Annotated in this window: 11 protein-coding genes and 1 tRNA gene; 9 read left to right on the top strand and 3 right to left on the bottom strand. The window is 59.9% G+C overall.

What is annotated here, in order from left to right:
• The first annotated feature begins 141 nt into the window (after positions 1 to 141).
• From fdnG to R8871_RS36295, 7 genes are all read left to right on the top strand, one after another.
• Complete coding sequence (gene fdnG / locus R8871_RS36265; protein WP_175054721.1) at positions 142 to 3,210, top strand: formate dehydrogenase-N subunit alpha; 3,069 nt, start codon at positions 142 to 144, stop codon at positions 3,208 to 3,210.
• Between the two features lie 9 nt (positions 3,211 to 3,219).
• Positions 3,220 to 4,152, top strand: coding sequence for a formate dehydrogenase subunit beta (gene fdxH / locus R8871_RS36270; RefSeq protein ID WP_175054722.1), 933 nt, complete (start codon positions 3,220 to 3,222; stop codon positions 4,150 to 4,152).
• A complete protein-coding gene (locus R8871_RS36275) occupies positions 4,139 to 4,804 on the top strand; it encodes a formate dehydrogenase subunit gamma (protein ID WP_097394618.1) in 666 nt (221 codons plus the stop codon). Before fdxH ends, R8871_RS36275 begins: the two co-directional genes overlap by 14 nt.
• A gap of 109 nt (positions 4,805 to 4,913) precedes the next feature.
• Positions 4,914 to 5,918 (top strand): formate dehydrogenase accessory protein FdhE, encoded by a 1,005-nt coding sequence (gene fdhE, locus R8871_RS36280; RefSeq protein WP_175054723.1) that lies wholly within the window; start codon positions 4,914 to 4,916, stop codon positions 5,916 to 5,918.
• A gap of 10 nt (positions 5,919 to 5,928) precedes the next feature.
• Complete coding sequence (gene selA, locus R8871_RS36285; RefSeq protein ID WP_175054724.1) at positions 5,929 to 7,359, top strand: L-seryl-tRNA(Sec) selenium transferase; 1,431 nt, start codon at positions 5,929 to 5,931, stop codon at positions 7,357 to 7,359.
• A complete protein-coding gene (gene selB, locus R8871_RS36290) occupies positions 7,356 to 9,272 on the top strand; it encodes a selenocysteine-specific translation elongation factor (RefSeq protein WP_175054725.1) in 1,917 nt (638 codons plus the stop codon). The genes selA and selB overlap by 4 nt, the downstream gene beginning before the upstream one ends.
• A gap of 57 nt (positions 9,273 to 9,329) precedes the next feature.
• Positions 9,330 to 9,425 (top strand) — tRNA-Sec (locus R8871_RS36295).
• Positions 9,426 to 9,779: 354 nt separating this feature from the next.
• Here R8871_RS36295 and R8871_RS36300 read toward each other — a convergent pair.
• From R8871_RS36300 to gcvA, 3 genes are all read right to left on the bottom strand, one after another.
• Positions 9,780 to 10,121 carry a cyclic-phosphate processing receiver domain-containing protein gene (locus tag R8871_RS36300; RefSeq protein WP_175054726.1) on the bottom strand — a complete coding sequence of 114 codons (342 nt, stop codon included), beginning with the start codon at positions 10,119 to 10,121 and terminating at the stop codon, positions 9,780 to 9,782.
• Positions 10,090 to 10,611, bottom strand: a complete 522-nt coding sequence (locus tag R8871_RS36305; RefSeq protein ID WP_217468938.1) for a phospholipase D-like domain-containing protein — start codon at positions 10,609 to 10,611, stop codon at positions 10,090 to 10,092. Before R8871_RS36305 ends, R8871_RS36300 begins: the two co-directional genes overlap by 32 nt.
• 550 nt (positions 10,612 to 11,161) lie before the next feature.
• A complete protein-coding gene (gene gcvA / locus R8871_RS36310) occupies positions 11,162 to 12,100 on the bottom strand; it encodes a transcriptional regulator GcvA (RefSeq protein WP_175054727.1) in 939 nt (312 codons plus the stop codon).
• Between the two features lie 284 nt (positions 12,101 to 12,384).
• Between gcvA and R8871_RS36315 the strand changes: the two genes are divergently transcribed.
• Positions 12,385 to 13,563, top strand: a complete 1,179-nt coding sequence (locus R8871_RS36315; RefSeq protein WP_246288007.1) for a pyridoxal phosphate-dependent aminotransferase — start codon at positions 12,385 to 12,387, stop codon at positions 13,561 to 13,563.
• Positions 13,564 to 13,599: 36 nt separating this feature from the next.
• Positions 13,600 to 14,547, top strand: a complete 948-nt coding sequence (locus tag R8871_RS36320; protein ID WP_175054729.1) for an NAD(P)-dependent oxidoreductase — start codon at positions 13,600 to 13,602, stop codon at positions 14,545 to 14,547.
• Positions 14,548 to 14,656 lie beyond the last annotated feature (109 nt).

Here is a 14,656-nt window from a genome sequence, read left to right on the forward strand (position 1 = left end):
AGTGGAAAAGTGCCGCTTCTGTTAAATCGGCTGTGGCGCTTCATATTTAAGAACTTTAAAGAGATGGGGAGTCTGGCTGCAGGACTTCATATCGGCCTCTATAATCGTTATTAGTATCCCAAAAAGAGCCGAGGCCATTACATGACCCACATGTCCCGGCGACAGTTTCTGAAGGTCTCCGCCACCACGCTCGCCGGATCAAGTTTGGCCCTCATGGGCTTCTCTCCGGCACCCGCGCTGGCCGAGGTTCGTCAGTACAAACTGTCGCGCACAACCGAAACCCGCAACACCTGCCCGTACTGTTCGGTGGGCTGCGGCATCCTGATGTACGGACTTGGCGACAACGCCAAGAATGCAAAGTCCAGCATCATCCACATTGAAGGCGATCCTGATCATCCGGTGAATCGCGGCACGTTGTGCCCGAAGGGCGCGAGCCTGATCGACTTCATTCACAGCCCGAGCCGGTTGAAGTATCCGGAGTACCGCGCGGCTGGGTCGAATGAATGGAAGCGGATTTCCTGGGAAGACGCGCTCGATCGTATCGCCAAGCTAATGAAGGAAGACCGCGACGCCAATTTCGTCGAGACGACGGAAGACGGCAAGAAGGTCAACCGCTGGCTGACCACCGGCATGCTCGCAGCATCGGCCGGCAGTAACGAGGTGGGATATTTGACGCACAAGACTGTCCGCAGTCTTGGCATGCTGGCATTCGACAATCAGGCGCGTGTCTGACATGGCCCGACGGTGGCAGGTCTTGCCCCGACGTTTGGCCGTGGAGCGATGACGAACCATTGGGTCGACATCAAGAACGCGGATGTGATTCTCGTGATGGGCGGCAATGCAGCCGAGGCGCACCCGTGCGGATTCAAGTGGGTCACGGAAGCGAAGGCGCATCGCAAGGCAAGGTTGGTCGTGGTCGATCCGCGCTTTACGCGCACGGCCTCGGTTGCGGATTACTACGCGCAGATTCGCACCGGCTCGGACATCGTGTTCCTCGGCGGGGTGATCAACTATTTGCTCACCAACGACAAGATTCAGCACGAGTACGTCAAGAATTACACGGATATGCCGTTCATCGTGCGGGAGGATTTCTCGTTCAAGGACGGCTTGTATTCCGGCTACGACGCGGATAAACGCAGCTACGACAAGAGCACGTGGGACTACGAGATTGGCGAGGACGGTTACGCCAAAATCGATCCGACACTGCAGCACCCGCGCTGCGTCTATCAGCTGATGAAGCAGCACTACTCGCGCTATACGCCCGAACAGGTCGAGCGGACCTGCGGCACACCGAAGGAAAAATTCCTCAAGGTGTGCGAGATGCTGGCGTCGACGGCCGTCCCGGGGCGTGCCGGCACGATCCTGTACGCGCTCGGCTGGACGCATCACTCGATTGGCGCGCAGATCATCCGCACCGGCGCGATGGTGCAATTGCTGCTGGGCAACATCGGCATTGCGGGCGGCGGCATGAATGCGCTGCGCGGTCACTCGAACATTCAGGGTTTGACCGACCTGGGTTTGATGTCGAACCTGTTGCCGGGCTACATGACGTTGCCGATGGAAGCCGAGCAGGACTTCGACGCCTTCATCACGAAGCGCGCGAGCCAGCCGTTGCGGCCGAACCAGTTGAGCTACTGGCGCAACTACCGCGCGTTTCACGTCAGCTTTATGAAGTCATGGTGGGGCGATAACGCGACCGCCGAGAACAACTTCGGCTACGACTATCTGCCGAAGCTCGATAAGTCATACGACATGCTGCAGGTCTTCGAGCTGATGAATCAAGGCAAGATGACCGGCTACATCGCACAGGGCTTCAACCCGCTTGCCGCGGCGCCGAACAAGGCGAAGATCGGCGCGAGTCTGGCCAGGTTGAAGTGGCTTGTCATCATGGATCCGCTCGCCACCGAAACTTCGGAGTTCTGGAAGAACTTCGGCGAGTTCAACGACGTGGACCCGTCGACGATTCAAACGGAAGTTTTCCGTTTGCCTACCACGTGTTTCGCCGAAGAGCGCGGCTCGCTAGTCAGTTCCAGCCGCGTGCTGCAGTGGCACTGGCAGGGCGCTGACGGCCCGGGCGAGGCGAAGAGCGACCTCGAGATCATGTCGGGGTTGTGGCTGCGTATTCGCAAGGCTTATAAGGAGAACGGCGGCAAGTATCCCGATCCGATTCTCAACATGAGCTGGCCTTACTCCGATCCGGAAAGCCCGACACCTGAAGAACTCGCCATGGAGTTCAACGGCAAGGCGCTCGCCGACGTGACCGACGCCACCGACAAAACCAAGGTGCTCGCGAAGAAAGGCGAGCAGCTGGCGGGCTTCGCGCAATTGCGCGACGACGGCAGCACCGCGAGCGGTTGCTGGATCTTCTGTGGTGCGTGGACTCAGGCGGGCAACCAGATGGGCCGTCGCGACAACTCGGACCCGACCGGCATCGGCAATACGTTGAACTGGGCGTGGGCATGGCCTGCGAACCGGCGGATTCTGTACAACCGCGCTTCGTGCGACGTCAGCGGCAAACCGTTCGACTCCACGCGCAAGCTGATCGCGTGGAACGGTAAGACGTGGAGCGGTGCCGACATTCCCGACTTCAAGGTGGACGAGCCGCCTGAAAATGGCATGAATCCGTTCATCATGAATGCGGAGGGCGTGGCGCGCTTCTTCTCGCGCGACGGTTTGGTGGAAGGTCCGTTCCCCGAGCACTACGAACCGTTTGAAACGCCGCTCGGCTATAACCCGCTGCATCCGGATAACAAGGCGGTCGTCAGCAGTCCGGCGGCGCGCGTGTTCCCGGACGACCGGGCCGCTTTCGGCACGCATGAGAACTTCCCGCATACGGCCACCACGTATCGTCTGACCGAACATTTCCACTACTGGACCAAGCACGCGCGTTTGAATGCGATCGTGCAGCCGCAACAGTTCGTGGAGATCGGCGAGGATCTGGCGAAGGAGGTGGGCGTGGTCGCGGGGGATCGCGTGAAGGTATCGTCCAACCGTGGGCACATCATTGCGATTGCGCTCGTCACCAAGCGGATCAAGCCGCTGATGATCGAAGGGAAAAAGGTCCAGACAGTCGGGTTGCCCTTGCATTGGGGCTTCAAGGGGCTCGCGAAACCGGGCTATCTCGTCAATACGCTGACGCCCTCCGTGGGCGACGGGAATTCGCAAACACCGGAATTCAAGTCGTTTCTCGTCAAGGTCGAAAAGGTATAGGGAGAAGAGATGGCACTGCAATCACTGGATATCAAACGCCTCTCGGCCACGACCTTGCCCGAACCGCAAGTGCGTGAGCCGGTGACGGGCACGGTCGCCAAGCTCATCGACGTATCGAAGTGCATTGGCTGCAAGGCGTGTCAGACGGCCTGCATGGAGTGGAACAATCTGCGCGACGAGATCGGCACGACAACCGGCATCTATGACAACCCGCGCGATCTGTCTGAGCATTCGTGGACTGTTATGCGGTTCTCGGAGTACGAGAACACCGAGGGCGATCTCGAGTGGCTGATCCGCAAGGACGGCTGCATGCACTGCGAGGATCCGGGCTGTCTGAAGGCCTGTCCCTCGCCGGGCGCAATCGTGCAGTACACGAACGGTATCGTGGATTTTCACGAGGAAAACTGCATCGGCTGCGGCTATTGCATCACCGGCTGCCCGTTCAACGTGCCGCGCATTTCGAAGAAGGACAACCGCGCGTACAAGTGCACGCTGTGTTCGGATCGCGTGGCTGTCGGTCAGGAACCGGCGTGCGTGAAGACCTGCCCGACCGGCGCGATCATGTTCGGCACCAAGGAGGACATGAAGCAGCAGGCGGCGGATCGGATTGTCGATCTGAAGGAGCGCGGTTTCCAGAACGCCGGTTTGTACGATCCTGCCGGTGTGGGCGGCACGCATGTGATGTACGTGCTGCATCACGCCGACAAAGCCAACCTGTATCACGGTTTGCCGCAGAATCCGAAGATCAGCGTGATGGTTTCTCTGTGGAAAGGTCTGGCGAAACCGCTCGCGCTGGCGGGTGTCGCGTTTGCTGCGGTGGCAGGGTTCTTCCACTACACCCGTGTCGGCCCGAACGAGGTGACGGAGGCAGAAGAAGCCGAAGCACAGCACGAAGCTGATGAAGCACGCCGTTCGCGGGAGGCATCCGATGAAGCACGCTGAAAATCACGAACACGTTGTGCTGAAAGACGTGAAGGGCAACAGCCTGATCCAGCGCTACACGCCGAATGAACGGACGAATCACTGGATCACCGCCATCACGTTCGTCCTGCTGGCGCTCTCCGGCCTCGCCATGTTTCATCCGGCGATGTCGTGGCTGTACGCGATCTTTGGGGGCGGGCAATGGACGCGGATTCTGCATCCGTTTGTCGGCTGCGTGATGTTCCTGTCGTTCCTGATCCTTGCGTTGCGCTTCTGGCATCACAACTATCTGGACAAAGCCGACATCCAGTGGATGAAGCAGATCGACGACGTGCTCAACAATCGTGAGGAAAAACTCCCCGCGATCGGAAAGTACAACGCGGGTCAAAAGCTGCTATTTTTCACTATGGTGATTTGCCTGCTGCTATTGCTGGCGAGCGGCATTGTGATCTGGCGGCGCTATTTCTCGTTCTATTTTCCGATCGAGATCATCCGCCTCGCCGCGTTGGTTCATGCTGCGGCTGCGTTTGTGTTGATCGTTGGCATCGTCGTGCATATTTATGCGGCGTTATGGATCAAGGGTTCGATCGGCGCGATGACGCGCGGTACCGTGACCTATGGATGGGCCAGAAAGCATCATCCGAACTGGTTCAAGGAAATCATCGGCAAGTAGGAGCCGCAAGAAGCGTGGCGTAGCTTGCCATGCGCCCTGAGCCGCCGCCTCTGTTCGACGAACTGCGGCGGCTCTTCAGTTTTCAGCGCAGTTTTCAGAGGTCGATACTTTGGTTCAACGCATTCTTGAGGCCGGCGATATCGAATCGCTCGATCACACGGCGATTCCTCGCATCCGCACGCCGGAACGGCTGGCGGTCTTTTCGGCGCGCGCCGCGCGGCTGCGTCAATTGGCGGCGCTCAGCAATCCGATCGCCGGCTATTTGCGGCTGATGGCTGTGCTGGCTGACGCGCAGCAAGCCGTGATCACCGGCTTCAAGGCAAAGCCGCCCAGCGCCGAGTTGATCGCGAGTGCGCAGCAGCATTCCATGCCGCTGATTCCGGCGCTTTCCGGCGTGCGCGATCCCGCGTGGCACGAGGTTTTGCTGCAACTGCTCGACAAGGTGCAAGCCGCCGGTCCGCTCACACCACCGCTCGAAGCGCTCATTGAAAAGCTGCGAACGCTGGATCAGGCCACGCTCGACACCCAGGCCGATGCGATCTTTGCGCAGCGCTTCGAGGAAGTCGATCCGGCGAGCGCGCCGTTCATCATGGCCGCGCTGCAAGTCGTATGGACCGACCTCGCTGCCGACATCCACAAGCGGGATGTACCCTACATCGAAACACTGGGCTTGTGTCCCGTGTGCGGGTCGCATCCGGTCGCGAGCATGGTGCGCGTGGGTGGCGCGTATGACAATTACCGCTACCTGCAATGCGGTCTGTGTGCGACGGAGTGGCACATGGTCCGCGCGAAATGTTCGAACTGCGATTCGACCAAAGGCATTGCCTATCACGCAGTCGGCTCGCAGGACGCTGACGAGGCCACGCGAGAAGCCGATTCGAAGAACGCATCCTTGAAGGCGGAGTCGTGCGACGAATGCCATACTTACCGGAAGATCGGCATTCAGTCGAAAGACTACGATTTCGAACCGTTCGCGGACGATCTCGCCAGTCTCACGCTGGACCTGCTGATGGGAGCGGAAGGTTACCGGCGCGCGTCGCCGCATCCGTGGCTCTGGCCCGAACAGGCCGAACCTGCGGCTGATGACTCTTCCGGCGAGTCCGACCGAGAATGAGGATTGCCTCGTGAGCGATGTAACCGGCTCTGAATTGCGGGCGCTGATGGCGCGTGTGCCGTCGGTAGAAAAGGTGATGGCGTCGGCCGAGTTTGCGGCGTTGCTGACTGAGTTCGGCCGTACGCAGGTGTTGGGCGCTCTGCGTGACGCACTCGATACGTGGCGCGCTAGCGCGCAGTCCGGCGATGCGTCGGTGAGCGCGCTCGATATTGCGCAACTGCAGGTCACCGTCGAGGCCACGCTGCGCCGGCGCAATGCTGCCCGCTTGCGCAGCGTCTTCAATCTGACCGGCACCGTGCTGCATACCAATCTCGGCCGCGCATTGCTGCCCGACGAAGCGGTGCAAGCCGTCATGAAGGCGCTCACGCAACCGGCCAACCTCGAATTCGATCTCGGCACCGGCAAGCGTGGTGATCGCGACGATCTGATCGACGAACTCATCTGCGAGTTGACGGGGGCCGAAGCGGCGACCGTGGTCAACAACAATGCCGCGGCAGTGTTGCTCACGTTGTCCGCGTTGGCGTCGAAGAAAGAAGTGATCGTGTCGCGTGGCGAGCTGGTTGAAATCGGCGGCGCGTTTCGCATTCCCGACATCATGAGCCGCGCTGGCGCCAAGCTACGCGAAGTCGGCACCACCAACCGCACGCATCTGAAGGATTACGACGAAGCCATCGGTCCGCAAACCGCACTGCTGATGAAAGTCCACACGAGCAATTACGCGATCAGCGGATTCACCAAAGAGGTCGGGGTCGACGCCATCGCGCCGCTCGCTCACACGCGTGGTCTTGCTGTTGTGGTGGACCTAGGCAGCGGCACGCTGGTCGATCTGACGCAATGGGGTTTGCCGCGTGAGACGACGGTGCGCGAAACCATCGAAGCCGGCGCCGACCTCGTCACGTTCAGCGGCGATAAACTGCTTGGCGGCCCGCAGGCGGGGTTGATCGTTGGCCGGCGTGATCTGATCGCGAAGATCAAGAAGCATCCGCTCAAGCGCGCGCTGCGGGTCGGCAAATTGACGCTCGCGGCATTGGAGCCCGTGCTGCAGATGTATCGCGCACCGGAAAAACTCGCTGAGCGGCTGACTACGCTGCGTTTGCTCACGCGACCGGGCGACGACATCCGGCTCACCGCGGAGCGGGTACAACCTGCATTGCAGCGTGTGGCCGGCGATCGCTACATCGTCGTGGTTGAGCCCATGTTCAGCCAGATCGGCAGCGGGGCATTGCCTGTCGATGTGCTGCCGAGCTACGGCCTTGTCGTCAGGACCGCCGACGGCAAGCGTGGTGGCCGTCAATTGCTCGCGCTCGAGAAGCGCTTGCGCGAGATGGCGCGGCCGGTCATCGGCCGTATTGCAGACGACGCATTGCGTCTCGATCTGCGCTGTCTTGAAGCCGCCGACGAAGCGCAGTTGATCGAGCAATTGAAGGACGTGCAGGCATGATCGTAGGTACGGCCGGGCATATCGACCATGGCAAAACGAGTCTGGTGAGAGCGTTGTCGGGCGTCGACACGGATCGTCTCAAGGAAGAGAAGGCGCGCGGCATTTCGATCGAATTGGGCTATGCATACGTGCCACTCGACAACGGCGATGTGCTTGGCCTGATCGATGTGCCGGGCCACGAAAAGCTCGTCCATACGATGACCGCCGGCGCAAGCGGGATCGATTTCGCGTTGCTCGTGATTGCCGCCGATGATGGCGTCATGCCGCAAACGCGCGAACATCTGGCGATTGTGGAGCTGCTAGGCATCAAGCGCGGCGCCATCGCGCTGACCAAAATAGACCGCGTTGATGCCGAGCGGTTGCAGCAAGTGCATGACGAGGTGACAGCGTTTCTGAGCGGCAGCGTGCTGCAGGACGCACCCGTGTTCGACACCTGCGCGACGCGTGACGATGATCCTGGCGTGGCCGCGTTGAAGGCGCATTTGTATGGAGCGGCATTAGCGTGGCGCATGAGGCGCGACGACGGTCTGTTCCGTCTCGCGATTGATCGGGTCTTCACGCTCTCAGGCCAAGGCACGATCGTGACCGGAACTGTGGTGTCGGGACGCGTAGCGGTGGGGGACACGATGCTGCTCGCGCCGAAAAATCAGCCGGTGCGCGTGCGCAGCATTCATGCGCAGAATCGTCCGGCCGAGACTGGAAGGGCAGGTGAGCGCTGCGCGTTGAATCTGGCGGGCATTGAGAAGAGCGCAATCGATCGTGGCGACTGGATTGTCGACCCACGTTTGTCAGAAGCCTCGGAACGCATCGACGTCATGCTGACGCTTCTCGCCGATGCTTCGTTGACGTTGGAGCATTGGGTGCCGCTGCATGTGCATCTGGGCACGCAGCATCAGGTGGCGCATGTTGCGTTGCTCGATGGAGAGACGCTCGGCGCGGGTCAGCGAGCGCGCGTGCAACTCGTGTTTGAACGGCCGGTGTGTGCGCTTCCTGGCGACCGTTTTGTCGTGCGCAATGCTCAGGCGAATCGCACGGTTGGGGGCGGTCATGTGCTCGATCCGTTTGCGCCTTCGCGCAAACGTCGCTCGGCTGAGCGGCTGGCGTGGCTCGATGCGATTCAGGTCATGCTTGACACCGGTGCGCTGGATTCGCTGCTGGCAAGGGCTCCGCACGGATTGTCCCGTTCGTTGCTGGAACGACTGACGGGTTTGCAGGCGACCGTGCTCGCGTTGCCATCAGACACGCGCGTGGTGGATCTCCCCGGCGGTAATGACGCGTTGTTGATCGCGGATGCGTCATGGCGGGCCTTGAATACGCGGCTGATCACGGCATTAAAGCAATATCACGAGCGCTCGCCGGATGAACTCGGCCCGGATGTATCGCGCTTACGGAGGATCGCAGCGCCTCTCGTCGGCGATGCATTGTGGCGCGCCTTGGTCGACGATGCGGCGGCGCGTGGCGAGATCGTCAGACGCGGGCCGTGGTTGCATCTGCCGGACCACGCAGTGACACTCGACGACGCCGATCGCGCGCTCGCGGCAGCACTGCTGCCGGCGCTGAAAGAGGGACGTTTCGATCCGCCCTGGGTGCGTGATCTGGCAAATGCACATGGCGTATCCGAAGATCGCGTGCGGCAGTTACTGCGCAAACTCGCGCAACAGGGCGAGCTTTTTCAGGTTGTGCGCGACCTGTTCTATCACCATGAAGTGATTCGCGAACTGGCTTTGATTGCGGGTTCTGAAGCGAAGAAAAATGCGGGTATGGTTGCGGCCGCACCGTTTCGCGATGTCACTGGGCTCGGGCGAAAACGCGCGATCCAGCTTTTGGAATTCTTCGACCGGGTTGGATATACTCGCTTCCACCGCGGCCTGCATCTGATGCGCACGGATAGTCGTTGGGTCGATCTGATCTGATTCAGTGTTTGAGTTGCTGGGTGCGGTTCACGTAGTTCAATTTGTTCAATCACCGTAGGAAGGCATTCGCATCCGGTGGTGCGGCTGGGCTTCAAACCCAGTTGAGGGCGTCAGACGCTCTCAGGTCGGTTCGACTCCGGCTGCCTTCCGCCAGACATGGCTTCCGGGCAATAGCCGCCTGCGATGTGGAGCAGGGCACTCCAAGCGGCGCTGGCGCGATTTTGCGGAGTGTGGGGCATAGCCAATAGGATTTGGTAATAGGTCCGCTGGTCGGCCATACCCGACATTCAGGTATAGGGATCGGTTAGGCGGCTGTAGATCACTTTCCCGACATCCGCACTTCGGTACCCGCTAACGGCGGCTTCACTGTAATCGAATGCGTACTCGCGACCCGATATGGCGGTCGCTCGACGGAGTCACCGTGAATGACCGTCCCTCTATCGATCGGCGTCGCCTGCGATCGATGTGCTTCGGTCATTCAGGCAACGGAATGCATCACCTCTAAGATCAGCCTGCTGCGGGCCGATCGACTGAAATCTCGCGCTGGCGCAGATATGCCTCAAGCAGACCCTCGATGTTGCCCTTGCCGACTGGATTCGCGCTATGAACCGAGTAGACGAAATCGGGAGGGATGAATCTGCCGCCAGTATCCAAGTCCATCGTCACCAGCTTCCTGGCCACGACCATTGCAGTGTCCTCACCGCCCAGGTCGTGATCGAAGGAAATTTCGAAGGGACAGCCACGAGCCTCGAGAAGAGTAATGGCCTCCAGGGACGTACGCGCGATTACCCAATCGGATGCGACGGGGTCACGGATGTCATCGATAAACAAGCGGTATCGGGTTTCCATTTTTATCGATCCTCGGAGCCTGGTCCTGGCGACATCTGTGGTCTAAATACGCCGGATACGCTGCGAGCTGCCGGTGCTGGGGATCCCCCTTGATGCCGTCAACAACGTAAGACAGCTCCTCATTCGACGTAAGCGCAGCCTTCGTGATGTTAGCCGACCCCACAATTGCGGAATACCGATCGCCCGCCTCGAAGCAGTACAGCTTCGTGTGGAGGTACGCGCGACTGTGATCCACGACGATGTGCTCGACACCGAGCTTGGCCAATGCTTCGGCCGCGTCCCGTTCTGTGTGCTTGTCGTTGGAGTAAAAGATGACGCGGGCTCCGCGATCTACGGCCTTCTTAAGTTCATCCCCAATCGCTTTGACCCCACCGAATTTTAGATGACCAGAGCACATCGAGATGATGTGTGCGTCGATCAACTCCCTGCTGATCGCTGCAAAATGACCGTGCTCTCCGGTCTTCGGTTGATTCCAGATGAAAGTCGACATGGGTTGATTATTGTTTGTTGGCGAAGATCCGACCTGACGCGAGGTTTCGGACAGAAACCGGCCATATCGCTGGCCATCCCCGCTGCGCATTGTCGCCAACTATGGAAATCGAGCGATTGTGAACCTCACGTTATTGTCCGGGGAACCTGTCGTACCCACGACGGCCATCCGTCAAAAAGCAGACATACCTTTCCATTGGACGGGGCGACTGTTCGTAGCCGACTGTATGCGTTCACTCCCTACGCCGTAAGCCGCCGGTCGAAAACATTCGGCCTGCGCTAGCGTCAGCTTTGTGACGCCAAATCTCAGCGGGTGTAACCGGCCATGTACAGCCGTTCGATCCATATCTTAAATCGTCCGTTTATGTGCGGACACCGGTCAATCAAGTCGCACGAGTTGCATTTCTGCTCGTGAGCGACTGTAACTACAACGTCAAAATCTGTTCTGGTGCTCGCCCGGAGGTTCAAGCACATAGAAAAATTGCCCAGAGATGGAGGGGGTTATCAAAGTACAACCGGATATTACGCCCCGAAGCCCGCTAGAGCCTTCGCTATCGAATATCTTCACGCCAGTCTAGCGGCTTCGCCTCACTCTGCAGCTCTTCGAACAGCCAATCACGAAACAGCTTCACCGTGGATGACCGGCTCATTTCTTTGGCGCATACAAAGTGAAAGAAAAGCCCCGTCGGGATCTCCGGTCCGAACGGGATCGTCAGACGTCCGGCCCGTACGTCCTGCGCGGCCAGCACGCGCCGGCCTAGTACGACACCCGTGCCTTCGACCGCCGCCTGGATTGCGTGGTCCGCGTGATTGAAAAACACGCCGCGCGTCACATCGATTTTCATACGCGCTTGCTTGAGCCACTCCGACCAGCCCGTGGCCGCCGGGTCGACCATCCGCAGGGACTCGTCGTGAATCAAGGGCACGCGGGCGAGATCGTCGGGCGTGAGCGGCTGACCTTGCGCATTGCGCAGCATCGGACTGCACATTGGCACCACGGATTCCTCGATCAGACGCTCCACATGCAAGGCCGCTGTATCGATTCGGCCAAAGCGAATCGCCACATCCACCCCTTCCTTGACGAAATCGCACAGTGCCAGCGAAGCGGACACGCGTGTTTTGATCTCGGGATGCAAGTCGGTGAATTTCGAAAGACGCGGCACGAGCCATTTGGTCGTGAAGGCAGGGCCTGCCGTGATGACCAGTCGCTGTGAATCCCGAGTCGTATCGACCCAGGTCATCGCGCGCGTCAGATGGGTGAACCCGAGGCTGACTTCCTGGAAACAGCGCTTGCCGTGCTCAGTCAATTCGATCGCGCGGTTCGAGCGGCAAAACAGCTCGACGCCGAGGTACTCCTCGATAGTACGGATCTGGTGGCTGACGGCCGCCGGTGTGACGCACAACTCTTCCGCGGCTCTCTTGAAGCTCATATGACGTGCGGCAGCTTCAAACGCGCGCAACGCATTCAACGGCGGCAATCGATATTTCATCACATCCGGACTTTAGCCAAAGTAACGCAGCGCAAAGATTATTAACGCTTTTCCAAATATTAGAAAGTGATATTCAAATCGCATAACGCGATAGGCAAACTAACCCGATGGCTAGAAAAAATCACTTTTTTGCGCCTCGCAAAGAAAGCACACTGCGGTCCTCGGTGGCTGCTCGGTGGCTGACCCCGCAGCGTGGCCAATCGCACGAACGAGCTTGCAGCAACCTCTAATCCTTCATTGGGAATCAAATGGTTACAAGCGTACTTCGCGATCCTGAGTCAACCATGATCGCCCACAAACGGGCCGGCCGCGTCTCCGAAATCGCAGATTTTCACGTGCTGCAAATCTCCAACGCAGCCCGCGCATTGGCGCAGCAAGGTCACGACGTGATCAGGATGGAAATCGGCGAACCGGACTTTTCGACGCCCAAGCCAGTGATCGCGGCCGCGGAGGCTGCGTTGCGCAACAGCCCGCTGGGCTATACGTGTGCGCTCGGTATTCCGGAGCTACGGGAGGCGATCTCGCAGTTTTACGCGAGCCGCTTCGGCGTGGACGTTCCGGCTGACCGTGTGATCGTCACGGGCGGATCAAGCGCGGCGCTGCTGCTGGTTTGTGCGTTGCTGTTCGGCCGCGACGACGAGGTGCTGGTGTCGGATCCCAGCTATCCCTGCAACCGCCAGTTCATCCGCACCATGGAAGCGCGCGCGGTCGGCGTGCCCGTCGGCCCCGAATCGCACTATCAGTTGACCGCCGGGTTGGTGGAACAGCATTGGACCGAGCGCACGCGCGCCGTTCTCCTGACCACGCCGTCCAATCCCACCGGCTCGCTGATTCCGCAGGCGTCGCTCGAAAAAGTGGCGGCCGCGGTGCGCGCAAGAAATGGAGCGTTGATCGTCGATGAGATTTACCAGGGACTGGTTTACGATGGACCGGCTTCGACAGCGCTCAGTGTGACCAGCGACGCCTTCGTGATCAACAGCTTCTCCAAGTACTTCAACATGACCGGCTGGCGCCTTGGCTGGATGGTCGTGCCGGACGGCGCTCAGAAAGATATCGAGAAGCTCGCGCAAAACCTGTTCATTTGCCCTTCGGCACTGGCACAAAAGGCTGCGCTCGCGTGCTTCACCCAGGAGACCCTGGAAATCCTCGAGTACCGGAAGAGCCAGTTTCGCTCGCGACGCGATCTGCTGATCCCATCTCTGCGTGAACTCGGTTTCCGGATCCCCATAGTGCCCGGTGGCGGTTTCTATATCTATGCCGATTCATCAGAACTCGCCTCGGACAGCCAGGCGTTCTGCGCGGACATGCTGGCACGTACCCACGTTGCGTTCACGCCGGGCATCGACTTCGGCTCGCATCGGGCAAGAGAGCACGTGCGATTTGCTTACGCGGCGCCCTATCACAAGCTCGAAGAGGCCGTCGAGCGCATCGAACTCGCCTTGCGCGCAGCCGTTCATTGCTGAAACCCCATTCAACTTCAACCAGAAAAAACGTCCGATATGGAAGTCATTGCGTTTCTAGACCGTAGTACGTTGCCGGGACCGTTGCGTATGCCCGCATTGCCGCACGAGTGGCGCGAGTATCCACTCACCGCGCCTTCGGAACTGATTGAACGCGTGTCGGAGGCGACCATCCTGATCTCGAACAAGGTGACATTGAGCGCCGACGTTCTGGCGGCCGCGCCGCGTCTGAAGTTCGTCGCCGCATGTGCTACCGGCACGAATCATATCGATCTGAACGTGTGCCGCGAACGTCGTATTCCGGTGTCCAACATCCGCGACTATGCATCGGACGCAGTGCCCGAACACGTGATGATGATGCTGTTCGTGCTCGCGCGGAATCTGCTCGCCTACCGCAGCGACCTGCAACGCGGTGCCTGGCAGCGCGCGACGAACTTCTGTATCGCGAGTCACCCGATCCGCGATTTGTCGAGCATGACACTGGCTGTGGTCGGCTCCGGCAGTCTGGGGCGCGGCGTGGCGCGCCTGGCGAAGGGGATCGGCATGCGCGTGTGGCAGGTCGAGCGCAAGGGCGCGAAGGCGGTGCGCGACGGCTACGTGGCGTGGGATCGCGCGATCGCCGAAGCCGATGCGATCACCTTGCATTGCCCGCTGTGCGCCGACACGCACAACCTGATTGGCGAAGCCGAGATGCGCGCAATGAAACCGGGCATGCTGCTGATCAACACCGGCCGCGGCGGCCTGATTGATGAAGTGGCTCTGGCCGAAGCACTGCTGGCCGGGCGCATTGGCGGCGCGGGTCTGGACGTGCTGCATGAGGAGCCGCCACGGCGCGGCAATCCGCTGCTGGATCTGAATCTGCCGAATCTCATCATCACCCCGCACAACGCCTGGACCTCCCGCGACGCCGTCACGCGAATGGCCGATCAGTTGACGGCGAACCTCGAAGCATTCGCTGCCGGGGCGCCGCGTAACTGCGTCGCCTGACGAACGTGCGTGCCCGGTTACTCAGGTGCAGTAAACAAAACTAATCCGAGGCTGCGAATTACTCGCTTTTTTCGCTAACCGGCTGATGCCATAGTCGTACCTATCCGGC

Source organism: Paraburkholderia sediminicola (genome assembly GCF_902859805.1).
In the GTDB taxonomy this organism is placed as follows: Bacteria; Pseudomonadota; Gammaproteobacteria; order Burkholderiales; family Burkholderiaceae; genus Paraburkholderia; species Paraburkholderia sediminicola.

What these genes read in the sequence shown, in the direction of transcription:
- fdxH (WP_175054722.1), top strand. Translation starts at nt 3,220, where the DNA reads ATGGCACTGCAATCACTGGATATCAAACGCCTCTCGGCCACGACCTTG.
- R8871_RS36275 (WP_097394618.1), top strand. Translation starts at nt 4,139, where the DNA reads ATGAAGCACGCTGAAAATCACGAACACGTTGTGCTGAAAGACGTGAAG.
- selB (WP_175054725.1), top strand. Translation starts at nt 7,356, where the DNA reads ATGATCGTAGGTACGGCCGGGCATATCGACCATGGCAAAACGAGTCTG.
- R8871_RS36300 (WP_175054726.1), bottom strand. Translation starts at nt 10,121, where the DNA reads ATGGAAACCCGATACCGCTTGTTTATCGATGACATCCGTGACCCCGTC.
- R8871_RS36305 (WP_217468938.1), bottom strand. Translation starts at nt 10,611, where the DNA reads ATGTCGACTTTCATCTGGAATCAACCGAAGACCGGAGAGCACGGTCAT.
- gcvA (WP_175054727.1), bottom strand. Translation starts at nt 12,100, where the DNA reads ATGAAATATCGATTGCCGCCGTTGAATGCGTTGCGCGCGTTTGAAGCT.
- R8871_RS36315 (WP_246288007.1), top strand. Translation starts at nt 12,385, where the DNA reads ATGATCGCCCACAAACGGGCCGGCCGCGTCTCCGAAATCGCAGATTTT.
- R8871_RS36320 (WP_175054729.1), top strand. Translation starts at nt 13,600, where the DNA reads ATGGAAGTCATTGCGTTTCTAGACCGTAGTACGTTGCCGGGACCGTTG.